Source organism: Amycolatopsis sp. NPDC047767 (assembly GCF_040704195.1).
GTDB lineage: Bacteria > Actinomycetota > Actinomycetes > Mycobacteriales > Pseudonocardiaceae > Amycolatopsis.
Window position 1 is genome coordinate 39,719 of record NZ_JBEYSJ010000006.1, and the last position, 23,085, is coordinate 62,803.

Sequence of the window (23,085 nt, forward strand, 5' to 3'; positions counted from 1 at the left end):
CACCACCTCTCCAACTGGTAGTAAACTGCAACCAGACTAACCAGGGTGGTTTCAAACAGCAACCGGAGGTGGCCGCGGTGAGCGAGCGCACGTGGACGAGCCCGCGGTGCCCCGTCGCGCGGACAGTGGACCTCGTCGGGGACAAGTGGTCGCTGCTGATCATCCGCGACGCGTTCGACGGCATCCGCCGGTTCGGGCAGTTCCAGCGCAACCTCGGGGTGGCCAAGAACATCCTCGCCGACCGGTTGCGCAACCTCGTCGACGCCGGCGTGCTGTCCGTCGAGCCGGCCTCGGACGGCAGCGCCTACCGCGAGTACGTGCTGACGAAGCGCGGCGAAGACCTGTTCGACCTCGTGGTCAGCCTGCGGCAATGGGGCCAGGACCACGCGTACGAACCCGACGAGGACCACGTGCTGCTGGTGGACCGCGAGACGGAAGAGCCGATTCCGCGGCTCACCTACGTGACACCCGACGGCACGCCGATCCACGCCGACGACACCCGCGTGCTCAAGTAAACCGTCCACTTCGGACGGATCAGTACACCTCGGCCAGACCGGCGAGCACGGCGTCGAGGAACCCCGGGAACCGCGCGTCGAGGTCTTCGCGGCGCAGGCACACGAAGTAGTTGCGGCCTTCGAGCTTCGTCCGCGTCAGCCCGGCCTCGCGCAGCACCTTCTTGTGGTGCGACAACGTCGACTTGTGCAGCGCGGCCAGCAGGCCTTCCGGCCCGCACGGGTGGAACTCGCCGTCGGCGAGCGTGACCAATACACGCATTCGCGCGTCGTCGGCGATCGCGTTGAGCACGTCGTCGAACCGGATGTCGGCGACAGCCGGTTCCTCCAGGTAGCGAGCCACAGCACCTCCTCGGCGACCTCAGTCACAACGGTACCAGATTCATCAAACCATCCTTGACGAGAGCCGTTTCACCTTCTTATGGTTTGACGTACATCAAACCTTCCTCGAAGGGATCCCCCGTGTACCGACGCCTGCTCGTTCTCGCCCTGGGGACGTTCGCCGTGGGAACGGACGGCTTCGTGATCGCGGGCATCCTGCCCGAGATCTCGCGCTCGTTGCACACGAACGCCGCCGCGACCGGCCTCCTGGTGACGATGTTCGCCTTCACCTACGCGGTGTCGTCGCCGATCATCGCCGCCACCACCGCACACTGGCCGCGCAAACGGCTCCTGATCGCCGGGCTGCTGATCCTCGCGGTCGGCAACGTCCTCACCGCCACCCTGCCCCTCTACGGGCTGGTGCTCGCCAGCCGCGTGATCGCCGGCCTCGGCGCCGGGATGTTCACGCCCACCGCCAGCGCGACGGCGGCGTCGCTGGTGGAGCCCCACCAACGCGGGCGCGCGCTCGCCGTCGTCATGGCCGGCCTCAGCTCCGCGACCGCGCTGGGCGCGCCGATCGGCACCGTGATCGGCTCGCAGACCAACTGGCAGACGACGTTGTGGTTCGTCGCCGCACTCGCCGTGCTGGGTGCCGTGGGCGTCACCGTGCTGCTGCCCGCCGTCCCCGCCGCGCACGTCGCCGGGCTGCGCGAGCGGCTGGCGACGATGAAGGACGCGCGCATCGGCTTCACGCTGCTCACGACGTTGCTGGTGTTCACCGGCCTGTTCACCGACTACACGTTCGTCGGCGAATCGTTCGACCGCGCCACCGGCGGCAACGGCATCGCGCTCGCCATCCTGCTGTTCCTCTGGGGCGCGGGCGCCACCGTCGGCAGCGTCACGGCCGGGCACCTCACCGACCGCATCTCCGGCCAGCGCATCATCGCCGTGGCGGTCGTGGTCGTGGGCATCGACTTCGCACTGCTTCCCTTCAGCAGCCGCACCTTCGCCACGGCGGCCGTCGCGCTGTTCGTCTGGGGCGTCTGCGGCTGGGCGACGCTGGTGCCGCTGCAGCACCGGCTCATCGAGGTCTCGCCCGAGCACGCGCCGGTGAGCATCGGCCTCAACGCCTCCGCCACCTACCTCGCGACGGCCGCTTCGGGGCTCACGGGCGCGGCCGGGATCGCGGCGTTCGGCGCGTACAACCTCGGTCCGTTCGGCTTGATCTTCCTCGCACTGGGCCTGGTCGCGTCGATCGTGTCGGCCCGGTTCGTCCACACCCGCCGGCCGGCTCCGGCCGCCCCGGTTCCCGCCGCGGCCGAGCACTGAGAAGTCCGAGTGACCCCGTCGCCGTCCGGGGTCACTCGGGCGGCCGCGACTCCCCCGCGTCGAACGCCGCCTGGTTCCCGCGGACCTGCGCCTGGTGCTCGGTCGACCACGCGCCGAGCGCCAGCACCGCCGACAGCAGCGACGAACCCAGCTCCGTGAGCGTGTACTCCACGCGCGGCGGCACCTCCGGGTGCGAGGTCCGGTCGACGAACCCGGCGCGCTGCAGCTGTTTCAGCGTCAAGGTCAGCATCCGCTGCGAAATCGCCGGCACGGCGGCGATCAGGTCCGAGTAGCGCAACGGGCCGCTCGCCAGCGTGCCGAGCAGCAGCACGCTCCATTTGTCCCCGACGAGGTCGAGCACCTCGCGCACGAAGTCCGCGTCGCGGTTCGCCCAGTGCGCACACGGCTCGGGCACTTGCGCGACCCTCAGCCGCACGTCGGTTCCCACGGTTCTCACCCCTCCACAGTAGCTCTTCGCCCGGCCCGGGCACGCACATCGATGTGCCTTTTGTAAGCCCCTCGGATCTGTTGCACCATCGGTGGAAAGCGGATCTCGAAGGGACCACAGTGGACGCCGAATTCTGGTCGGACGTCGTCTGCCCGTACTGCGGGCTGATGAACCACCGGCTGCACCTCGCACTCGAGCGGTTCGAGCACGGCGCCGAGGTGCGCCTGGTGCACCGTTCGTTCCAGCTGCACCAGGATCTGCCGCGCGAAGGCGTCAGCCAGCGGCAGCTGCTCGTCGAGCACGGCGTTCCGCAGGTCGAGCACGACGTCCTGCGGCCGTTGGAGCTCCTCGCGCAGGCCGAGGGCCTCACGCCGTACCACGTCCTCGACCGCACGCTCGGGCCGACGGACCTGGCGCACGAGCTGCTCGCGTTCGCCACCGAACAGGGGCGTGGCGACGAGATCTGGACCGCGATGTTCCAGGCCCACTTCGGCCACGCCCGCAAGCTGTGGACCCGCGCGGAAGTCCTGGACTTCGCCGTCGAGGCCAGCCTGGACGTCGACGCCGCCGCGGACGCGCTGGACAGCCACCGCTACCGCGCCCGCGTACTGGCCGACCAGGACATGGCCCAGCGCCTCGGCGCGCGCGGCACACCGTTCCTCGTCCTCGGCGGCACCCACGCTCTCGCCGGCGCCGTCTCCACCGACGACCTCGTGTCGGCCCTGCGGACGGCTTGGGACGCCCGCCGGCCCGCCCCGCTCGGCGCGGGTGACGTGTGCACACCCGACGGCTGCACCTCCCCTTCCGCCTGACCCCTCAACTTCCGGAGAGACCCATGTCGTACCTCTTGCGCGTCAACGCTTCGGCCACCCCGGAGACGTCGTTCTCCCGGCGCGTGGCCGACACCTTCACCGAGACCTGGACCGGTGAGGTCGTCACCCGCGATCTCGCCCACAGCCCGGTCGCCCACCTCGACGCCGCCGGCATCACGGCGCGCGCCGTCGCGCCCGGCGACCGCACGGACGAGCAGGCCACCGCCGCGGCGCTGCAGGACGAGCTCGTCGGCGAGTTCCTCGGCGCGAGCGCGTACCTGTTCGCGGTGCCGATGTACAACTACTCGATCCCGTCGGTGTTCAAGGCCTGGCTGGACCAGGTCATGGTCCCCGGCCGTACGATCGGCCTCGGCCCGGGCGCCGCCCCCACGGCCGGGCGCCCCGCGGTCGTCGTCTCCGCCCGCGGCGGGGGCTACGGCCCGGGCGCTCCCCAGCACGGCAAGGACCACCTGGTGCCCGCCCTGCACACCATCCTCAGCGACACCGTCCTCTTCGGACTCGACGTGCACTTCATCACGCCGGAGCTGACCTTCGCCCCCACCGTCGACCAACTGCGCCCACTGCTGCACCTGCACGAGGAGTCCCTCGCCGAATCCCACGACCTCGCCCGCCGGCACGCCGAGAAGCTCAACGAGCTCGTTTGTCACGGTTAGTGATGTTCACGCTTCCGTTCGTAACCGTCGGCCGGAAGGGTGGCCCCGGTGGAAGGCTGCGTGGGAGGTTCGCTAAGCTGGTTTCCCGCAGCGCGCGATTAGCTCAGCGGGAGAGCGCTTCCCTGACACGGAAGAGGTCACTGGTTCAATCCCAGTATCGCGCACGTAGTCCGATGTGGACTCACCTGGAGGGCGATTAGCTCAGGGGGAGAGCGCTTCGTTCACACCGAAGAGGTCACTGGTTCGATCCCAGTATCGCCCACCACCACGATGGCCCCGGATCACTCGATCCGGGGCCATCGTGCTGTCCAGGGCACGGACGGGCCGGCCGCCGGCGCGATGTTGTGGTTGACGCGGAAGAGGTTCTGCGGGTCGTGGCGCCGTTTGAGCCGCGCGAGCCGCTCGTAGCGCGTTGAGCCGTACGCGGCGCGAACCTCGGCGGGGGTTGTGGCCTGGGACAGCAGGTTGGCGTTCCGCTCGTCCTGCGTCCACGGCGCGAGCGTCTCGACCAGGACGTCCAGCTGAACCTCCGCCGCGCCGGCCCCGACGAGGGCCCACGGCGCACCGCGACCGGCGACGGCGTTCCGCACGGCGGGCTCGTCGGCCAGCGCCCCGCCCAGCGCCCGCAGCTCCACGGAACGCAGCGAGGTGCCGGAATCCGGACCCGCAACGGCGAGGAGCGCGTCGGCCGCCTCGGCCGGGAACGACCGCAGGGCCGCCGCGCGCTGCAGCCACCCGACGGGCGCCGACGGGTCCAGGTGCAGGCGGTGACCGTCGCGGTACGCGGTCTCGGCGACGGTGTCGCGCACGGCCGGGGCGACGGCCCGCAGCGGCGCCAGCGCGGCTTGGGCCTCAACGGGTGGGCGCAGGGACGAGAAGCGCACGTGGACCACCAACTCCGCCGCCGGCGAGCGGCGCCGGAAGGCGATCGACGACGACACCTCCCGCGGCAGCGCCGTCACCCACTCCCGCCAGGCGTGCAGGACCGTCAAGGCGTGCTCTCCGGCGAAGAACAAGCCGCCGCCGTAGAAGGACCGCACGGGGAACAGCGAGAACTCCATCGACGTGACCACGCCGAAGTTCCCCTTGCCACCCCGCAGGCCCCAGAACAGCTCGGGCTCGGCGTCCGCGGTCACCTCGCGCACGGCACCGTCGGCCGTGACGAGCCGAAACGCGCGCACGTGGTCGGCGGCGTATCCGTGCGTCCGCCCCAGAATCGGGCTGTGCCCGCCACCGAGGTGGTAGCCGACGACCCCCACCGTGGGTGACGCGGCGCTCACGCCCGCCAGCCCGCTCTCGCCGGCCCGTTCGGTGACCTGGCTCCAGCGCGCGCCGCCCTGCACCCGCGCGATCCCGGCCACCGGGTCTACCTCCACGGCGTCCATTCGCGACAGTGTGACCAGCACCGCGCCGCGCGCCCGGCTCACGACCTGGTGCCCGGTGGTGAGCACGGCGATCGGCAGCGCCCGGTCGGCCGCGAACCGCACCGCCTCCCGCACATCGGCCACGGTGACCGCCCCGATGGCCACGGCGGGCCGCAGCGGCGTGGCCAGGTTGAAGGTCGCGCACTCGGCCTCGAACCCCGCGTCGCCGGGCAGCACGACGGGACCGGTGAGCCGCCTCGACAGCCCGGCGACCTCGGCCGGGGTCAGCGACTCCGACGCCGCCGTCTCGTAAGGGCTCATCCGCTTCGCCTCTCGCGCTCGACGGCCCCAGCCTCACCGGGCCCGTGAAACGCGAATCAGACTTGCGACGCAGGTCACCGTCGCGAAGGGACGATGGGGCACCTCACGGGGCCGGGGCATCCCCGTCGGGGGCCGGCGGTCGCGACGACCCAGCCCGTGATTCCCCGCAACACTCCGGAGTTCCGCACCTCCAGCGCATCGAAGTGCCGCGTCCACGGCCGCACCGCGGCTTCATCCGCGACGGCCGGCCTCAGCGCGGCGTCCGCCGGCCGAGCAGGCGGCTTGTATCCTTCACCCCGAGTTCGTCCGTATCCGGACGACCGGTCCGCGGGCGGAGGTGTTCGGCGATGGCGAAGTCCGATCCGGTCGAGTTCGACCTCTACGGGATGATCGGGCACCTGCTGCGCACCACGCAGCAGCTGCACGTCGCCATCTGGTCCGACGTGTTCCCCGGCGGCCTCACCTCGCCGCAGTTCGCGGTGCTGCACGCGCTGGCCCACGAGGGCCCGCTGAACCAGACGACGCTGCGCTCCCGCGCCCGCCTCGACCGCTCGACGGCCGCGGACGTGATCCGCCGGCTCGTCGCCCGGCGGCTGGTCAGCCAGGTGAAGGACCCCGAAGACGCCCGCCGCCGCGTCGTGCGGCTGACGAGCGCCGGGCGCGCCCTGTACGCCGAGGCGACCGAGCGCGCGGTGGAGGTCAACGACCGGATGCTCGAAGGCCTCGACACCACCGAACGCAAGCAGCTCGTCGACAGCCTTAAGTCGCTGCTGGAACACCACCGCGGCCTGCTGGACTACCAGGACTGAGCGCTCACAGCAGCTCTTCGCGATACAGGCCGAGCGCCCGCACCACCGGCTCGTTGGAGTACGAGAACAGCACCGCGTCTTGCGACTTCGACGAGTTCACGTGCTGGTAGGTCGCCCACGACGGCACCACGAAGATGTCCTTCTCCCCCCACGTGAGCTCATGGCCGTCGACGATCGTGGTGCCCTCGCCGCGCACGACGTGCAGGATCGTGCCGGCCGTGTGGCGGCGGGCTTCGCCGCGGAAGCCGGGGACGAGCCGCTGGATGCGGCACGACACCGTCGGCATCACCGGACCGCCGGTCCAGGGATTCGTGTACTCCAGCACCACGCCGTCGACGTCGCTGCCGTCGGCGTTGTCCGCGATCGCCTCGAACGCGCGCGAGGTCTCGACCCACGGGTAGTTGCCGATCGGCGAGTTCGCGCTGCGCTCGGCGATCCACGCGGGGTTCAGGCGGCCGTGGATGAACTGCGCCGAGGAAAGCCCGTCGGGCACGGAAACCTTCTGCGCGGTCTCGGAGTGGAGCTCGAAGAACTGGGTGTCGAGCGAGTTGACGAGCGGGAAGTCGAGGCCGTCGAGCCACATCATCGGGCCCTCGCCCTCGTGGTAGTGGTCGTGCCAGTGCCAGCCGGGCGTCAGCAGCAGGTCGCCAGGGTGCATGTGGACGCGTTCGCCGGACACGGTCGTGTAAGCGCCGGAACCCTCGATGATGAAGCGGAACGCGTTGGCGGAGTGGCGGTGCGCCTGCGCCTGCTCGCCGGGCAGGATGATCTGGATCCCGGCGTAGAGACCGGTCACCGTCGCGGATTCCTGCCGCAGCCCCGGGTTGATCAGCATCAGCACGCGTCGCTGGGCTTCCTCGATCGACAGCGCGTCGGCGAAGTGCAGCATGTATGGGCGCAGGCCGCGGTAGTCCCAGCGGAACGGCACCGCGCGCCTGGGCGGTTCGGCCGGGAACAGGTCGCCGAGGTGGCGCCAGAGCGTGCCGACGCTCTGCGCGGCCAGCTGCTCGTAGGCCTCGCCGGTGGTCACGGTCATGAGGTCCTCCTTCGAGCCGCCGCGAGGGCGGGCTGGGTGCTGGTGGGGTCGAATCCGTAGAGCCAGTCGACGATCTCGAAGTCGTCGGCGGCGCGGGGTTTGAGCGCATGGGCGCGCAGCAACGCGCCGACGCCGTCGAGGTGCAGAAGGTCACCCCAGGTGCGGGCGGTGGTCTGCACGCGGGCGGTTCGCGGGGCGCGGATGCGCTCGTAGGCAAGGAAAGCCGTCTCGACGTCGTCGTGCGCGGCGAGGCTGTCGGCGAGCGCGACGGAGTCCTCGATCGCCTGGCACGCGCCCTGCGCGAGGTACTGCAGCATCGGATGCGCGGCGTCGCCGACGAGCGTCACGCGGCCCTGGCTCCAGCCCGTCGCGGGTGGCCGGTCGAGCATCGCCCAGCGCCGCGAGCGGTCGATCAGCGCGATGCCGCGGGCGACCTCGGGGCAGGTGCCGCGGAAAGCGTCGTCGAGCTGGCGGCTCAGATCACCGTGCTGCGCGGGGTACCGACGGGTGTCGAAGGTGGCGACCTGGTTGCACAGCTTGCCGCTGCGCACGGGGTACTGCACGAGGTGCAGGCCGGGGCCGACCCAGATCACCATGCTGTCGGGCTCGGTGAGGCCGCCGGTGACCTCCTCGACGGGCACGGTGCCGCGGTGGGCGACGTAACCGCAGTCCTCGGGTTCGCCGTCGCCGATGAGCAGGGCGCGGGTCGGTGAGTGCAGACCGTCGGCGCCGATGAGCGCTTCGGCTTCGTAGCGGGAGCCGTCGGCGCAGTCCACGGTGGCGTCGGGTCGCACGGTGACGACGTGCTTGTCCGCCAGAAGCTCGACTTTTCCGGTGGCCAGGCAGGCGTCCAGGAGAGCCCGGTGCAGGTCAGCGCGGTGTGTCACGAAGTACCGGTGGCGGAAACGGCTTTCGAACGACGCTTCGGTGTCGAGCGAGGTGATGCGTTCGCCGGTCATCGCGTCGCGCAGCACCAGGCTGCGGGGGAAGAACGCGTCGCGCGTCACCGCTTCGAGCACGCCCAGGCGGTCGAGCACACGGGACGCGTTGGGGCCGACCTGCAGGCCGGCGCCGATCTCGGCGAACTCGGGTGCCTGCTCCAGCACCCGCACCGCGTGGCCGTCGCGGGCCAGGGCGAGCGCGGCGGCCAAGCCCCCGATGCCACCACCCAGCACCAGCAGCCCGCCGCGTCGCGAGGAACTTTTCGTCAGCATGCTGACGAATGTCGCAGACGGCTTCCCCGCCTGTCAATGGCTTGACTCCTGCCCGGCCGGGTCATACCGTCCGTGTACAGATGGAATTTTCAGCGGGCGGCTTCTCGGGCCGCCCCCGGCCACGGGACGGACACGCATGCGACTGGTGACCTACGACGGCGGGCGGGTCGGCTACCTCGCCGACGACCGGGTGGTCGATCTCGGCGATCTGGCCGGCGGGTACGGCGAGCCGGGCGCGATGCGCCGGTTGCTCGCCCGGTGGGCCGAGGTCCGTGACTCACTGCCCGCGCCCTCTGCGACGAACAGCGTGGCGCTGGCCGAGGTTTCACTGGACGCACCGGTGCCCGACCCGTCGAAAATCGTCGCGGCGCCGGTGAACTACCGCGACCACAAGTCCGAAATGGAGCTGAAGGTCGACATCAGCGACCTCGCGGTGTTCCTCAAGGCGCCGTCGTCGATCATCGCGCACGGCGGTGTGGTCCGGCTGCCCTACGCCGACCGGCGCGTGGACCAGGAAGGCGAACTGGCGGCGGTGATCGGCAAGCGGGCGAGGAACGTGAGCGAAGCCGAGGCGCTCGACCACGTCGTCGCGTACACCGGCCTGCTGGACATCACCATGCGGGGCGGGGAGGACCGGTCGACGCGCAAGTCTTTCGACACGTTCACCCCGCTCGGCCCGTGGCTGGTCACCACCGACGAGGCGGACGCGGCCGACGCGATCGACCTCGACTGCACGGTCGCCGGTGTGCACCGGCAGTCGTCGAACACCCGCCACCTGATCTGGAGCGTCGCGAAGCTGGTTTCCTACATCTCGACGGTGATGACGCTGGAGGTCGGCGACGTGATCGCCACCGGCACGCCTTCGGGGGTCGGGCCGTTGAGCGCGGGCGACGAGGTTTCCGTGACGCTGTCGAGCATCGGCACGCTCACCGTGACCGTGGCCGGTTCCGACGGCACGGTTTCGCCCACCGGGACCCGTCCGTCCGGAAAGGACTGACATGCCCTTGATCACCGACGTCACCACGGCGTGGTCGCGGATTCCGCTCGGCGCCGGCCGCGGCGGTTCCGGCGCGACCAAGGTCGACCTCCTGCTCGTCACCGTCACCGACGACGAGGGCGCGACCGGCACCGGGTTCACCTACGCGCTCACCGGCGGCGCCGACGGAGTGCACGCACTGCTCACCGGCACGGTCCGCGACCACGTCGTCGGCGCCGATCTCGACCACTGGCCACAGGTGTGGCAACGCGTGCGCGACGACACGCACCGGCTCGGCCGCGGGCTCGCGCTGCCCGCACTGTCCGCAGTGGACATCGCGGTGTGGGACCTGCGTGCCCGCCGCGCAGGCCTGCCGTTGTTCCGCTTCCTCGGCGCGCACCACGACGACGTCGAGATCTACGGCAGCGGCCGGGCCACACACGCGATGTCGGTGCAGCAGCTGGTGGACGGCACGCGCGCGTACCTCGACGAGGGCTACCACGCCGTGAAGCTGCGTGTCGGCGCTCGGCGGGCGGAAGAAGACGTGGCCCGCGTGCGCGCGGTGCGCGAGGCCGTGGGCGACGGCGTGCGGATCATGATCGACGCCAACGAACGCCTCGACCTGCCGACCGCGTTGTGGACCGCGGCCCGGCTGGCGGGCCTCGGCGTTTACTGGCTGGAGGAGCCACTTTCGTCCGACGACGTCACCGGCCACGCGACGCTGGCCGCCGCCGTGCCGGTGCCCGTCGCCGTCGGCGAGCACCTGCACGGGCGGTTCGAGTTCGCGGCGTACCTGCATGCGCGCGCCGCTTCGGTGCTACAGCCGGACGTGCCGCTGACGGGTGGCGTGACCGAATGGATGCGGATCTCGGCCGTCGCGGAGGCGTTCGGCGCGACGCTGAGCCCGCACTTCCTGCCGGAACTGCACGTCCATCTGGCGGCAGCCGTGCCGAACTGCCCGTACGTGGAACACTTCCCGCTGATCGACGACGTACTGCAGGAGACCTTGGCCGTCCACAACGGACGCGTGTCCCCGCCGGATCGTCCGGGTCACGGGATGCGGTGGAATCTGTCCGCTTTGGACGATCTGCGCGTCCGGTGAGGCGTGGTCAGAAGACGAGTACGCCCTGGGTGCTGGGCTGCAGTGTGCCGACCTTGACGGAGGTGACGTCGAACTCGGGGTAGCCGACCTTCTTGCCGTCCGTGCCGATCACGTCGACGACCGTCGCGCTCGTGCCGTGGGGCGGGGTGAGCTTGAGGGTGGTCGCGACGAACGTGTCAGGGCTGCCTTTGTCACCCGTCTCCCACTTGACGCCGGCGAACGCGTTGGTGCCCGGGCGCAGCGTGATGGACGGGCCCGCACCGGGGATGTCGACGTTCTTCGTGGGCACCTTGAGCGGCGAGTCGTCGGCGGCGAGGAACTGCAGCGCCGGCCAGCCCTGGATCGTCACGGGGTCCTTGCCGGTGTTCTCGAGGGCGAGCAGGCCGAGGCCCTGGTCCTGGATGGTGAGCTCGGCGTGGAAGGACTGCTGGGTTTCGTGCTGGACGGCGGGTTTGTCCGCGTTCACCGGCGCGGTGTGGGCCGGCGGCGGTGGTGGTGTGGTGCTCGAACAGGCCGTCAGTGTGAACACCACCGCGATCCCCGCGGCGATCGTCTTACCCCGCATGTGCACTCCCCTTCGTGGACGGCTCCTCACTACCCAGGACGGCCGACCCCGAAACAGGTTCCGGTGGGTTCACTCCATAGAGGACACGAGCCGCGTCACCAAGGCCGCGAGGCTCTCCTCGTCGAGCGCCGCGAGCTCCGGCAGCGCACCCGACGTCCGCCCGATGAGCACCCCGGCGAACGCCGCCGTCAGCAACTCCGCGCGCGCCTGCGCCTGCTCGACACCTTCGGCGGCCAGCCGGCGCGCGAGCGGTGTCACGATCCGCCGATGCAGCTCTTCCCGGGAGAACTCGTTGGCCTTCACGTCGTCGTGCGGGTGGAGCGCAACCTGGTACAACGGCCCCGGCCCCTGCCGCACTGCGCGCCCGACCAGCCCGCGCAACCGCTCGGCGTCCCCGAGGTCGGCCAGCTCCTCGTCGCCGGTCTCCTCCTGCAACACGGCGACGTACAGCTGCGCCTTCCCCCCGAAGTACCGCGCGATCATGGCCGGATCGACGCCCGCACGCTCGCCGATGTCGCGGATCGTGGCCTGCGCGTACCCGCGCTCCGCGAACAACTCCGCCGCGGCCGCCAGCAGCGCGGCCCGCGTTCTCCCGGCATCCCGTCGCCGCGGGGTGGGTCGGTCCGTCATCGGCGCGCTCCTTCGGTCGTTTTTCCGGGCAGCAGCATGCCGAACGCCGCGGCCAGGACCCACACCGCCACCCCGGCGAAGGCCGCGACCGTGTAGCCGACGGCGTTCGGGAAGTGCTGCCCGTCCGGCGTGTGCGCGACGAGGATCGCGGCGCTGAGGGCGCTGCCGGTGGAGTAGCCGACGTAGCGCAGCACCTGGTTGAAGCTCATCGCACTGCCCGTCTCGTGCGGAGGCGCCCCGCGCGTGATCATGCCGGGCAGCACGGCGAACACCGTGCCGACGGCGAGCCCCGTGGCCGCCATGACGACGGTGAGCACCACGTAGTCGTGCCGCACGAAGCCGAACGCGCCGACACTCACGAGCCCGACCAGCGCAGCCCCGGGAATCAGCACGCGCCCCCACCCCCGCCGGATCACCGGCGCCGCGATCCGGCTGGCGAGCAGGCTCCCGATCGAGAACGGCAGCAACACCAGCCCCGCCACCACCACGGACCCCCCGAGCCCGCCGTCGGCCGGCGGCGTCTGGACGAACTGCACCATCAACGACGTCAGCAGATACATCCCCGTGCCCGACAGCAATGCCGCGACGTCCGCCGCCAGCACCCCCGGCAGCCGCAGCAACCGCAGCTCCACGAGCGGGTGGCCACTGCGTCCCTCATGCCACACCCACGCGACGAGCCCGCCCACCGCGACGACCACCGAACCGATCGACGCCGCCGAACCCCAGCCCCACTCCTCACCCTTGCTGATCCACAGCAGCAACGCGCCAAGCCCCACGCCCAGCAAAATCGCCCCCGGCACGTCCAGCCGCTTCGCCTGGGCGTTCCCGGCGTGGGGCAAGACCCTGATCGCCGCCACCAACGCAACCGCGGCCACCACGGCCCCGAACCAGTACGCCGCCTGCAGCCCACCCAGCTCCGTGATCAGCCCGGTCACCGGATACCCGAGCCCGACCCCCGCGACCGTCGTGATCGACAGGACCGCCATCGTCGGCCTCGCCCTCGCGGGCACCAACGCTTCCCGCGCCACCACGATCGTCAGCGGCGTCAGCCCCAGCCCCGCTCCCTGCAACCCCCGCCCCACCAGCAACGCCACGAACCCGAAGGGCAACGCCGCCAGCACACACCCCATCACCACGAGCCCCAGCCCGGCCAGCATCACGCTCCGCCGCGCGGGCCCGTCCCCCAGCCGCCCCATCACGGGCGTCACCATCGCCCCGACCACCAACGTCACCGTCAACGACCACTGCGCATCCCCCAACGACACCCGGTGCACCACAGCCACCGCCGGAATCAGCGGCGCCCCCAGACTGCTGATCACCGCCACGACGAGCCCGAGGAACACCAGCGTGGGCACCAACCCCCGCGCGGTTCGCTGTGCCGCGCCGCTCTCGGCCACGTCGGTCGCCGCGCGGCCGGCCCCCGCGCCGGGCACCTCACGAACACTGCTGCCCCACTCCGACGCCGGCTCCGGACCCCGCGCCGATTCCTCAGCGCTGCTGCGCCCGGCGGCCTCTCCCTCGGCACCCAGGGCCCGCCCACCTGACACACCAAACGCCGGCCCGCCCCATCCCCGGCCGCGCACTTGCCACTCAGCCCCGGCAGGTTCCGCCACCTCGCGCTCGGCCCGCCTTCTGTCCGGGCCGAGCGCCGAGCTGCCCAACTCCGGCGCCGCGCCCGGGCCGCGCACCTGCGAATCGGCGGCGCTCGCGGAGCGCCGTGGTGCGTCATCGGCCGCGGGCACACCGCACTCCGGCACCTCGCCCGAGCCGCGTACGGGCGGCTTCTGCCGGCCGCTCACGACAAACCCGCAGCGCACACACAGGCTGCCCGCGCGTCCGCCAAGTCGCCGAGACCGCATCCGGATCGCCCAGGCAACCACCGCCCACCAGGCAAAAGCCCGCGCGGCAGCACCTCACCGGCCCACCCCGGCAGCGCGCACGAAGCGAGCCGCCTGGGTGTTCCACGCATCTCGCCCATGTCGGACATCGCGCCACACCTCAGTCATCAGTTGATGTCATCACCCGATGACTTACCCTACCTCGCGATGCCCAACCCGGCAGCCGCGATCCCCCTTCAGCCGAAGTGGACCACCTCGCTCGAGGTCAGCGACGCGCCCGCGGCGGCCAGCTCGGCGGCGACCGCGGCGGAGGCCTCGGCGGCGGGAACGGAGCCGTCGTAGGTGGCGTGGGCGTCGGTGACCAAGGTGACCGGGTGGCCGCGCCGGAGGGCTTCCAGGGTGGTTGCGCGGACGCAGAAGTCGCTTTGCATGCCGGCAACGACGAGGGGTGCGCCGGCGGGCACGAGCGTGGACAGAGGGGTGCCGGCGAAGGAGTCGGGGGTGGTCTTGTCCACCACGTGTTCGCCCGGGAGCACGTCGTGGACCAGGGCCCAGCCCGGTGTTCCGGGTACGTCGGGATCGTCGTCGGTGCCGTTGTTGCGCACGTGCACCACCGGCGCGCCGGCGGCACGCGCGCGGGAAAGCACTGTTTCGATCGCCGGGGCGACGGTGGCCGCGGAAGGCACCGGTTCGGGCGGGAGGAGCATGTTGTTCTGGACGTCGATCAAGATCAGCACGGGGACCATGCCGGAAGCATCGCACCCGCCCCCGACAAAAACGCCGGCAAAAACCGTCAGTCCGGCATACCCCCGGAAAAACCCAGCTCCGCCAGCAACGCCGAAGTGTGCTCCCCCACGTCCGGGATCGGGTCGAACCGCGGCTCCCGCCCCGCCACCGTCACCGGCGGAACCAATGCCCGCAACGGCCCCACCGGCGAATCCACTGTGCCCCAACGCTCGCGCTCGGCCAGCTGCGGATGCTCGGCCAGCTGCGAGATCGTCCGCAGCCGTGCGTTGGCGATCGACGCCGCATCCAGGCGGGCGAGCACCGTCGCCGAGTCCAGCGGCGCGAAGGCGTCCTCGATCACCACCCGCAGCTCGTCGCGCCGGGCCGAGCGTTCGTCGTTGGTGGCGAAGGAATCCGCGACGTCGGCCCGACCCAGCACGTCGGCGCACAGCCGCCGCCACTCGCGGTCGTTCTGCACGGCGAGGAAGATCGTCTCGCCGTCGCCGCACACGTACGGCCCATACGGGGCGATGGCCGCGTGCGAAAGTCCCGTTCGCGCCGGTTGGGTGCCGCCGTAAACCGTGTAGTACAGCGGAAACCCGACCCACTCGGTGAGCGCGTCGAACAGCGACACCTCGAACGCCTGCCCGCGACCGGTCCGTTCGCGCTCGTACAGCGCCGAAAGGATCCCGCTGTACGCGTACATCCCGCCGGCCAGATCCGCGACCGGGATGCCTGTCTTCGCCGGTTCGTCGGGCGATCCGGTGAGCGCGGGGACGCCGGTTTCGCACTGCACCAACAGGTCGTAGGCCTTCTTGTCGCGATACGGGCCGTCGGTGCCGTAGCCGGAGATGCCGCAGACGATCAGCCGTGGGTGCCGCGCCAGCAGCTCCTCCGGCCCGAGCCCGAGCCGCGAAGCCGCGCCCGGCGCAAGGTTCTGCACGAACACGTCCGCGCGCTCCAGCAACGCGTCGAGCACCCGCCGTTGCCCCGGCTGCTTGAGGTCCAGCGCGATCGACTCCTTGTTGCGGTTGAGCCACACGAAATGGCTCGACAGCCCGCGCACGGTGGCGTCGTACGACCGCGCGAAATCGCCCGAACCCGGCCGCTCGACCTTGATCACGCGCGCGCCGAGGTCGGCCAGTTGCCGCGTCGCGAACGGCGCCGCCACGGCCTGTTCGAGGGAAACCACCGTGACTTCGGACAGGGGCAGCATCGAAATCCTTTCGCCGGCGACCGTCGCGCCAGGCTACCTCCGGACCGCACATCAGCCGATCGGCCGGGTTTGTGACCCGATCGCCCGAGGCAGCCCGCCGCGCGCACCGCGATCATGATCATCATGAAGAAGCTCGTCCCCTTGCTGGCGATCGTCGTCGCGCTGCCGGCGGTCGTCGCGGCCACGCCCGCGGCACTCGCCTGGACCCCGTGCCGCACCCTGATCAAGGAGTGGGACCAGACCGACGCGCGCACCGAGTGCGCGAAGGTCTCCGTCCCGCTCGACTACGCCCACCCCGACGGCCGCCGCCTCGATCTGATGGTCAGCCGGTTGAAAGCGACGGCACCGGAGAAGCGCCAGGGCGTGATCGTGGTGAACCCCGGCGGGCCGGGCAACTCCGGGCTCGACATGCCGGTCACCCTGAGCCACACGACCGTGGCGGGCATGGGCGTGGACCACGACATCGTCGGCTTCGACCCACGCGGCGTCGGCTTCAGCGACGGCAAGGAATGCGACATCGCGCCCGAAGACGGCCCGAACCCCGACCCGAGCGCGCCGCCCGCCGAGCAGTACCGGCAGGGCTACGAGCAGACAGCCAAGCAGAACGCCCGCTGCACCGCGTACGACCCGGAGTTCATCGCGAGCCTCTCCACCGACGTCGTCGCGCGCGACCTCGACCAGATCCGGATCGCCTTGGGCGAGCAGAAGATCAGCTTCTTCGGGGTTTCGTGGGGCACCGCTCTCGGCGCCGTGTACCGCAGCCGCTACGACCAGCACGTCGACCGCATGCTGCTCGACTCCGTCATGCCGCCCGACTTCAGCCTCCGCACGATGAACGACGGCCAGGTCGACGCGGCCGAAGCCAACTTCTCCCGATTCGCCGCCTGGCTCGCCGCGCGCGACGGCCAGTACCACCTGGGCACCGACGCCGCGAAGATCCGCGCGGACGTCACCGCCCTCGCCGCCGGCCTCGACGCCCACCCGCGCCAGGTCACCGCCGACGGCAAACCGCTCACCTTCGGCGGCGGCAACCTCCGCACCGTGCTGACGTACCAGCAATCCCACTGGCCTGCCATGGCCGACACCCTCACCGCCCTGCGCGACGGCACGAACCCGCCGCTCGTCGGGAACGAACCGGACTTCACCGGCTTCGGCCTCGAGGACAGCCACTTCGCGGGCTTGCTCATGCAGGTTTCCGTGCTGTGCAACGACCAGGGCGCCGACCCGAGCGAACCCGCGATGTGGCGCGAGGAACAGCAGCGGCAGGCGTCGTCACCGCTGTTCCACGGCATGGCCGGCTACCAGCACTGGTGCGCGGGATGGCCGCTGCCTCAACAGCCCTGGCACCTCACCCGCGGCTCGAGCCCGCTCCAACTGGTGGGCCACCGCACCGAGACGACCACCCCGGCCTCCTGGGCTCGGGACATGCGCCGCACGATCGGCGGCTCCCTCCTCACCGTCGACAACGGCGCGCACGGCTCCCTCGACCTCGTGGCGTGCGGCTCGAAGGCGGTGGAGTTCTTCAGCACCGGTCGGACGGCCACGGGCACGTGCCCGGGCGAGCCGGCAGTTCCGTCCACGTAGGACAGGAGCAGGGCCGGGCCTCGCAGTCGAGGCCCGGCCCGCGCCCGCCGCCGCAGAGGTGGGGGGAGGGACCACAGCGGCGGGCTGCCTCTTACGTACCCGGCCGCGGCTCCCGTCAACCGTCCGGGTGACCGCGATCTCCGAGAGCACCGGTTTTGATCTCGGTCGACCGTCAACACGACGCCACCGACCGGCCGCTGAACAGCGAGCGATTCCGTTCCCGCCGCCGGGATCTCGGTGCGCTGGCCCGGAGACTCGCCATCAATCACGAAAACGGCAGACAGCTCCCCCGCCGTGTTCCGAAGCCAGGTTCGCCGCAGTCGACGTTCCCAAGCCAGGCCGCCGTGGCCGGGTCATTCGTCGAAGCGGTCCCGATGCCTGCGACACCCTTGCGAACACGGACAGCCGGAGCGGCACACAGCGCCGCAGCTCAGCTCCGAAGCCAGGGTCGCCGCGGCGGGGAAACCGACGTCAATCGGCAGGGCGGTTGCGGTCCCGGCGATTCGGCCGGGTGCGCGGTTCCCGGTCCCGTCCGGGCGGATCGGGAGCCGCCGGGCGGGGCCGGGAGACCGGGGGCCCCGGCCAGGCCGGGTCGGGGATGATCTTGCCGGGGCGGGTGCGGCGGCGGGTCGGCGGGGTGGGGCGCGGGGGTGCGGCCGCGGGCCAGTTGCGTGAGTCGGTGTCGCGGGCTCGGGGCTGCGGGAGCGCGAAGGGTTGCGTCGGCGTCGAGGCCGGGCCGCTGGGGCGCTGGGCGACGGCGTTGGGAACCGGGCGCTGCCGTGCCACGGGGTAGCGCGCCAGGGGGTCGGCCTCGAGCCGAGAGCGGGTGGCCGGTTCCAGGCGGTGGCGGGCGCGGCCGCGCTGGGCGGCGACAACAGGCGCTTCAGGAGACAGCAGCCGCCGGGGCGAAGGCGCCGCGGCCGGCTGCCCGGTGCCGCGCGGCAGGGCCGAGCGGCGGAGGTGCACCAGGGCGAGCGCCGCGAACACCGCGGCGACCGTCGCGAGGGGCCACCAGGCGTGCATGCGAGCTGCTCCCGTCGTGGAGGGTCCGCAGCAAGAGTGCCCGTTCCGCCCGGCGCCGAGCGGAGGACCACACGCGTGGGTGTCACCCGGATCGGGGGCGCTTACTCATACACGACGTACGCGGGTTTCGGCGTGAGCGCGAGTACCTCGGACGGGGTCATCAGCGCGGCGCCGCGGCGGGTGTCCTCCTCGTAGAACAGCTTGAAACCGGCCAGCACGTGCTCCGGTTTGGCCGCCATGAGCGTGCGCCAGGTCGCCTTCTTCGCCGCCGCGCTGCCGATGCCGTCGACGACCTTCACGACCGACACGCCCGGGTGCGGGCGCAGCGCCGCCTCGTCGCGGACGATCGAAGCCGCGACCTGGTGGTACGCCATGATCTTGTCCGGCAGCCGACGGTCGTGCGCGAGCTGCGCGAGGTACGTCGCGACGCCGTCGAGTTCGGCGCCCGTCGTCCGCCCGAACCTCTCGCCCGGCACCACACCCGGCTCGACGGCCCACTCCGGGTCGAGCGCGACGCCGACGTCCGGCTCGGCCAGCCACCGCTCGTACGCCCGCACCTCGGGCAGGAAATCCGCCCGGCCGGGCTGGATGTCGAGTAGCAGCACACCCTTGAGCGCCCGTGCTTCGGCGAGGTAGTCGGCGATCGTGCTGTCGGACGCGCGGGTGCGGTACCTGCCGTCGGGCCCGGGTGTGCGGTGGGCGGCCGTCGCGATCAGCTCGACGACGGGCGTCACCGCCGTCCGATACGCGCCAGCCTGCCCGACGAGCTCGCGCCCGGCCGCCGCGAGATCACCGGTCATCTCGCCGAGGGCTTTCGCGTGCGGCGCACCGCAGAAGCCGACGAGCAAGCTCGTGGCCAGCACATTCGGCGGAGGTGGCGGAGGTGGCGGCGGCGAAGAAGACGGCTGCGGTGGCGCCCCCGCCGGCACCCGCCGCGACACCGCCCCGCACGCACTCACGGCCATCCCGGCGAACGCCGCTGTGAATACCGCCCGACGGGTGAACCTCGGCTCAAGACGCATGCATCCTCCAGGCCGGCCACGGTGGGGAATCCTTTGCCGGCGAAGGAAATTACCCCCGTGATCGACTTCCGAACCGGCCTCGCGGCACGAGTTTTCCCTTGTGCCACATCAGATCAGCCGACTTCCCAGTCACCGGAACACTTTCCTTCGAACGGCCCAGATGCAACAGCGCTTATATAAGTTCTGTTACACTCCCCTCATGCCCGAGTTCACCGACCCCACCGAGCAGAGCCTCTGGCGCCCCATGCGCCTGCTCCAGAACGCCATGGACGACGACATCGGCCGCCTCTACACCGAGCGCGGCATCGAGGGCCTCAAACCGAGCTTCGTCATGGAGCTCCTGCGCCTGCACGCGCGCGGGCCGATGACGATCACCGAGCTGGCGGCGTCGGTCGAGCGGACACACTCGGCGTTGAGCCAGAAGGTGGCCGCCATGCGCAAGGCCGGCCTGGTCACCACCACCACGGGCGACGACGCGCGCAGCAAGAAGGTGGTGCTCACCCCCAAGGCCGAGGCGATCGTCGACCGGCTCGCGGCGGAGTGGCGCGCGACCGAGGCGGCACTGGTCGACCTCGAGGCCGAGATCCCGTACCCGCTGAGCAAGGTGGTCGTGGACGTCGAGAAAGCGTTGGCGCGCAAGAGCTTCCACGACCGCATCGCCGAGAAGCTCGAAGGCGACGAGGCCTGGCAAGACGAGGCCTGGCAATGAGAGCGCAGCTGCTCGATGTGACGCCGTTGCGCACGTCGCCGCAGTTCCGGCGCCTGTGGATCGGGCGCACGTGCTCGGTGCTCGGCGGGCAGCTGACGCTCGTGGCCGTGCTGTTCCAGGTCTGGGAACGCACGGGCAGCACGGTGTGGACGGGCGCCGTCGGGCTCGCGCAGGCGGTCCCGATCGTCGTGTTCGGGTTGTTCGCGGGCTCGCTCGTGGACCGCGTCGACCGGCGGCGGTTCTACCTGGTGACGACGGTGGCGCAGGCCGCGTGCTCGGTGTTGCTGGTCGCGCAGAGTGCCGTGCCGGGGTTCCCCGTCGGCGGGGTGCTGGCGATCCTCGCGGTGCAGTCGTGTTTCGTCGCGGGCGCCGGGCCGGCGTCGCGCACGTTCATCCCCCGGCTGCTACCTCGCGAACAGGTCGCCGCCGGGCTCGCGCTCAACCGGATCTCCTTCCAGGGCTGCATGTTGCTGGGCCCGGCGATCGGCGGCGTGCTCATCGGCTGGGCCGGCGTGACCGGCTGCTACGCGGTCGACGCGGTGACGTTCGGCTGCGCGTTCTACGGCGCCTTCGGCCTGCCCGCCATGCAACCCGGCGACTCCGCGCGCCCCGGCCTGCGCGGCATCTCCGACGGTCTCGCGTTCCTCGTCCGCACGCCCGCCGTCCGCGGTGCGCTGCTCACGGACCTCGCCGCGATGGTCCTGTCCATGCCGATGAGCCTCTTCCCGCTCGTCAACGCCGAACGCTTCGGCGGCAACCCGCGCACCCTCGGTCTGTTCCTGACCGCGATCGCCGTCGGCGGCGTCGCGGCGTCGGTGTTCTCCGGCGTCTTCACCCGCCTGCCGCGGCCGGGGGTGGTGATGCTGGCCGGGTCGGCCGCTTGGGGGCTCGCGCTGACGCTGTTCGGGCTCACCACGAATCCGTGGCTGGGCCTGGTTTTCCTGGCGCTGGCGGGTGCGGCGGACACGGTGTCGGTGGTTTCGCGGAGCACGGTGGTTCAGCTGCACACGCCCGACGAGCTGCTCGGCCGCGTCGCTGCCGCGGAGCAGATCGTCGGACAGGCGGGGCCGGATCTCGGCAACCTGCGCGCCGGGTTGGTGGCGGCGCCGACGTCGGCGTTGGCGTCACTCGTCAGCGGCGGGTTGCTGTGCGTGGCCGCGGTCGCGGCCGTCGCCGTGACGACGCCGGGCCTGCGACGGTTCGCCGTACGCTAGGACAATCCCTTGCGCAGAGCCGAAATCCGCTCCACCGACGCCGTGAAGTCCGGAATCCCGCCGAGGTTCCTGGCCAGGGCGTCGGCCGCCGCGTCACCTTGGTTGACGTCACGCCCGGAGGCGAGGATCAGGTCGACGCCCGCCTTCGCCGCCAGCACCGCGCGGTTGCCCGTGTCACCGTAGGCCTGGAGGGCGCCGGCCTCGAGGGCGTCGGTGATGGTGACGCCGCGGAACCCGTCGCGCTGGCGCAGTTCGTTCTGCACCACCGTCGGCGAGAGGCCCGCCGGGTGACTTGCGTCGAGCGCCGGATACACGGCCCACGACAGCATCACGAGCTTCGCCGCCGTCCCCGCGTACGGCGCTTCGTCCTTCGTACGCAGCTCCGGAAGCGGCACGTTCAACGTCACCGGCGCGACGTCCGTGTTGCTCCCCGCCGGCGCCGCCCCCAGCCCGGGAAAGTGCTTCGCCGTCGACGCGACGCCCGTGGCCTGCTCCGCGGCGACGAAGTCGCGGCCCAGCTTGCCCGCCGTGGTGGCGTCGCTCGAGTACGAGCGGCCGTACTCGTCGATGAAATTCCCGGCCTGCCGGTAGACGTCGAGCACCGGTGAGAGGTTGACGTTCATCCCCACGCCCGCGAGGTTCTTGCCGGCGCCCGTCCCGGCCGCCTTCGCCGCCGCCTCCGGGTTCGCCGACTGCCCCACCTGCTTCTCCGACAGCGTCGGCTCACCCGGCAGCCGCCGGACCTGCCCGCCTTCCTGGTCGGTCATCAACAGCAACGGCTCGTGCACCGGGCTCTGCGCCGCCGCGTCGCGAAGCTGCTTCACCACGCCCGCGATCTGGCCGCTCGACGAGATGTTCTCGCCGAAGAAGATCACCCCACCCGCTTCGCCCGCACGAATCCGCTGCAGCAGTTGATCCGGCGGCGTCAACCCGGCGTACGAGTAGATGACCCGCTGCCCCGCCAACTGCCTCGGCGTCAGCTCCCGAGCCCCCGCCGCCCCGGGCACGGCCCCCACCGTCACGACCGCCACCGCCACCGCGGCCACCACCTGCACGACTCGCTTCATGGCACTCCCTCCAGTGCGCCCACGGTAACCCCTGGGAGTGACCGGCGAAAACCTTCCGACCGAAGGGTGCGTGATGTCCGGAATCTGCGAATACGCGCGCACACGACCACGGTTGACTCGGCGACTTGGCCGAGTTCCCAATGCCCAACCCACCGCCAGTGAACGCGTCTACACCATTCCGGCAACCCTGAATCGGCGGAATCGACCCACCGAAATCCCCCGCCCTCCCAGGGGGGCGTCCCACGTCCAGTCTATCGCCCACCCCCGACGAAAATCGTTCATAAGCCCGGCTGAGGCGGAGTTATCCACAACTCGGCCTCGGTGTGGACAACTCCGTCGGATCGCCTGCCCGACTCGGACACGTTCGAGTGGCAGTAGGCGACCGTTCGTTAGAAACCTTGCCACCCAGGAAGTTTTCAGAGGACCACCCCGCGGATTCCAACGTGCCGTCGCCCCCACCCCCGCACCATGGGAAGCTCGGCCCGACGAAGTCCTCGTCACCCGGATCACCACTCACCTCGACACCATCTACGCCGGCCTCGCCGAAACCCCCATCTCGGCCGAGAGCAGAAC

The 23,085-nt window shown here is 71.3% G+C and carries 23 protein-coding genes and 2 tRNA genes; 12 read left to right on the top strand and 13 right to left on the bottom strand.

What is annotated here, in order from left to right; genetic code table 11:
* The first annotated feature begins 77 nt into the window (after nt 1-77).
* On the top strand, nt 78-515 hold the full coding sequence (locus tag AB0878_RS13070; RefSeq protein WP_366579436.1) for a helix-turn-helix domain-containing protein: 438 nt from the start codon (nt 78-80) through the stop codon (nt 513-515).
* A 19-nt stretch (nt 516-534) separates the two neighbouring features.
* Here the strand turns inward: AB0878_RS13070 and AB0878_RS13075 are convergent, their stop codons facing one another.
* Entirely contained in the window at nt 535-855 is a 321-nt protein-coding gene (locus AB0878_RS13075) for a transcriptional regulator (RefSeq protein ID WP_255638418.1), read from the bottom strand.
* Between the two features lie 119 nt (nt 856-974).
* On the opposite strand from AB0878_RS13075, the gene AB0878_RS13080 reads away from it, so the two are divergent.
* A complete protein-coding gene (locus tag AB0878_RS13080) occupies nt 975-2,162 on the top strand; it encodes an MFS transporter (RefSeq protein ID WP_366579438.1) in 1,188 nt (395 codons plus the stop codon).
* A 31-nt stretch (nt 2,163-2,193) separates the two neighbouring features.
* On the opposite strand, the gene AB0878_RS13085 is transcribed toward AB0878_RS13080, so the two are convergent.
* Nucleotides 2,194-2,619, bottom strand: coding sequence for a helix-turn-helix domain-containing protein (locus AB0878_RS13085; protein WP_366579439.1), 426 nt, complete (start codon nt 2,617-2,619; stop codon nt 2,194-2,196).
* A gap of 110 nt (nt 2,620-2,729) precedes the next feature.
* On the opposite strand from AB0878_RS13085, the gene AB0878_RS13090 reads away from it, so the two are divergent.
* The 4 genes from AB0878_RS13090 (at nt 2,730) to AB0878_RS13105 (ending at nt 4,361) form a co-directional block, all read left to right on the top strand.
* The gene (locus AB0878_RS13090; RefSeq protein ID WP_366579440.1) at nt 2,730-3,422 is read left to right on the top strand and encodes a DsbA family protein; all 693 of its coding nucleotides are present in this window, start codon (nt 2,730-2,732) and stop codon (nt 3,420-3,422) included.
* Nucleotides 3,423-3,445: 23 nt separating this feature from the next.
* Nucleotides 3,446-4,096: an NAD(P)H-dependent oxidoreductase gene (locus AB0878_RS13095; RefSeq protein WP_366579442.1), complete on the top strand. Its 651-nt coding sequence runs from the start codon at nt 3,446-3,448 to the stop codon at nt 4,094-4,096.
* Between the two features lie 92 nt (nt 4,097-4,188).
* Nucleotides 4,189-4,260, top strand: a tRNA-Val gene (locus tag AB0878_RS13100).
* 26 nt (nt 4,261-4,286) lie between these two features.
* Nucleotides 4,287-4,361, top strand: a tRNA-Val gene (locus AB0878_RS13105).
* A 16-nt stretch (nt 4,362-4,377) separates the two neighbouring features.
* On the opposite strand, the gene AB0878_RS13110 is transcribed toward AB0878_RS13105, so the two are convergent.
* Complete coding sequence (locus AB0878_RS13110; RefSeq protein WP_366579444.1) at nt 4,378-5,781, bottom strand: FAD-binding oxidoreductase; 1,404 nt, start codon at nt 5,779-5,781, stop codon at nt 4,378-4,380.
* Between the two features lie 347 nt (nt 5,782-6,128).
* On the opposite strand from AB0878_RS13110, the gene AB0878_RS13115 reads away from it, so the two are divergent.
* Nucleotides 6,129-6,590, top strand: a complete 462-nt coding sequence (locus AB0878_RS13115; RefSeq protein ID WP_366579446.1) for a MarR family transcriptional regulator — start codon at nt 6,129-6,131, stop codon at nt 6,588-6,590.
* A gap of 4 nt (nt 6,591-6,594) precedes the next feature.
* Here AB0878_RS13115 and AB0878_RS13120 read toward each other — a convergent pair whose 3' ends face one another.
* Nucleotides 6,595-7,626 carry a cupin domain-containing protein gene (locus AB0878_RS13120; protein WP_366579448.1) on the bottom strand — a complete coding sequence of 344 codons (1,032 nt, stop codon included), beginning with the start codon at nt 7,624-7,626 and terminating at the stop codon, nt 6,595-6,597.
* Nucleotides 7,623-8,840, bottom strand: coding sequence for an FAD-dependent monooxygenase (locus AB0878_RS13125; protein ID WP_366579450.1), 1,218 nt, complete (start codon nt 8,838-8,840; stop codon nt 7,623-7,625). Before AB0878_RS13125 ends, AB0878_RS13120 begins: the two co-directional genes overlap by 4 nt.
* A gap of 136 nt (nt 8,841-8,976) precedes the next feature.
* Between AB0878_RS13125 and AB0878_RS13130 the strand changes: the two genes are divergently transcribed.
* Complete coding sequence (locus AB0878_RS13130; protein ID WP_366579452.1) at nt 8,977-9,837, top strand: fumarylacetoacetate hydrolase family protein; 861 nt, start codon at nt 8,977-8,979, stop codon at nt 9,835-9,837.
* Nucleotide 9,838: 1 nt separating this feature from the next.
* On the top strand, nt 9,839-10,918 hold the full coding sequence (locus tag AB0878_RS13135) for a mandelate racemase/muconate lactonizing enzyme family protein (protein ID WP_366579454.1): 1,080 nt from the start codon (nt 9,839-9,841) through the stop codon (nt 10,916-10,918).
* A gap of 7 nt (nt 10,919-10,925) precedes the next feature.
* Here the strand turns inward: AB0878_RS13135 and AB0878_RS13140 are convergent, their stop codons facing one another.
* The 5 genes from AB0878_RS13140 to AB0878_RS13160 all read right to left on the bottom strand — a co-directional run bounded on the left by AB0878_RS13140 (nt 10,926) and on the right by AB0878_RS13160 (nt 15,893).
* Entirely contained in the window at nt 10,926-11,483 is a 558-nt protein-coding gene (locus tag AB0878_RS13140) for a DUF4232 domain-containing protein (protein ID WP_366579456.1), read from the bottom strand.
* A gap of 69 nt (nt 11,484-11,552) precedes the next feature.
* Complete coding sequence (locus AB0878_RS13145; protein ID WP_366579458.1) at nt 11,553-12,113, bottom strand: TetR family transcriptional regulator; 561 nt, start codon at nt 12,111-12,113, stop codon at nt 11,553-11,555.
* Nucleotides 12,110-13,546, bottom strand: a complete 1,437-nt coding sequence (locus AB0878_RS13150; RefSeq protein WP_366579460.1) for an MFS transporter — start codon at nt 13,544-13,546, stop codon at nt 12,110-12,112. The genes AB0878_RS13145 and AB0878_RS13150 overlap by 4 nt, the downstream gene beginning before the upstream one ends.
* A gap of 641 nt (nt 13,547-14,187) precedes the next feature.
* Nucleotides 14,188-14,697, bottom strand: a complete 510-nt coding sequence (locus AB0878_RS13155) for an isochorismatase family protein (RefSeq protein ID WP_366579462.1) — start codon at nt 14,695-14,697, stop codon at nt 14,188-14,190.
* A 47-nt stretch (nt 14,698-14,744) separates the two neighbouring features.
* The gene (locus AB0878_RS13160; RefSeq protein WP_366579464.1) at nt 14,745-15,893 is read right to left on the bottom strand and encodes a CaiB/BaiF CoA-transferase family protein; all 1,149 of its coding nucleotides are present in this window, start codon (nt 15,891-15,893) and stop codon (nt 14,745-14,747) included.
* Nucleotides 15,894-16,016: 123 nt separating this feature from the next.
* Here AB0878_RS13160 and AB0878_RS13165 point away from each other — a divergent pair, with 123 nt between their 5' ends.
* On the top strand, nt 16,017-17,477 hold the full coding sequence (locus AB0878_RS13165; RefSeq protein ID WP_366579466.1) for an alpha/beta fold hydrolase: 1,461 nt from the start codon (nt 16,017-16,019) through the stop codon (nt 17,475-17,477).
* Between the two features lie 471 nt (nt 17,478-17,948).
* Here AB0878_RS13165 and AB0878_RS13170 read toward each other — a convergent pair whose 3' ends face one another.
* Together AB0878_RS13170 and AB0878_RS13175 are read right to left on the bottom strand one after the other, a co-directional pair.
* Nucleotides 17,949-18,500, bottom strand: a complete 552-nt coding sequence (locus AB0878_RS13170) for a hypothetical protein (RefSeq protein WP_366579468.1) — start codon at nt 18,498-18,500, stop codon at nt 17,949-17,951.
* Between the two features lie 101 nt (nt 18,501-18,601).
* Nucleotides 18,602-19,363: a hypothetical protein gene (locus AB0878_RS13175; protein ID WP_366579470.1), complete on the bottom strand. Its 762-nt coding sequence runs from the start codon at nt 19,361-19,363 to the stop codon at nt 18,602-18,604.
* 358 nt (nt 19,364-19,721) lie between these two features.
* Between AB0878_RS13175 and AB0878_RS13180 the strand changes: the two genes are divergently transcribed.
* Nucleotides 19,722-20,231 (top strand): MarR family transcriptional regulator, encoded by a 510-nt coding sequence (locus tag AB0878_RS13180; RefSeq protein WP_366579471.1) that lies wholly within the window; start codon nt 19,722-19,724, stop codon nt 20,229-20,231.
* Nucleotides 20,228-21,445 carry an MFS transporter gene (locus AB0878_RS13185; protein ID WP_366579473.1) on the top strand — a complete coding sequence of 406 codons (1,218 nt, stop codon included), beginning with the start codon at nt 20,228-20,230 and terminating at the stop codon, nt 21,443-21,445. The genes AB0878_RS13180 and AB0878_RS13185 overlap by 4 nt, the downstream gene beginning before the upstream one ends.
* On the opposite strand, the gene AB0878_RS13190 is transcribed toward AB0878_RS13185, so the two are convergent.
* Complete coding sequence (locus tag AB0878_RS13190) at nt 21,442-22,512, bottom strand: glycoside hydrolase family 3 N-terminal domain-containing protein (RefSeq protein WP_366579474.1); 1,071 nt, start codon at nt 22,510-22,512, stop codon at nt 21,442-21,444. The genes AB0878_RS13185 and AB0878_RS13190 overlap by 4 nt on opposite strands.
* Nucleotides 22,513-23,085 lie beyond the last annotated feature (573 nt).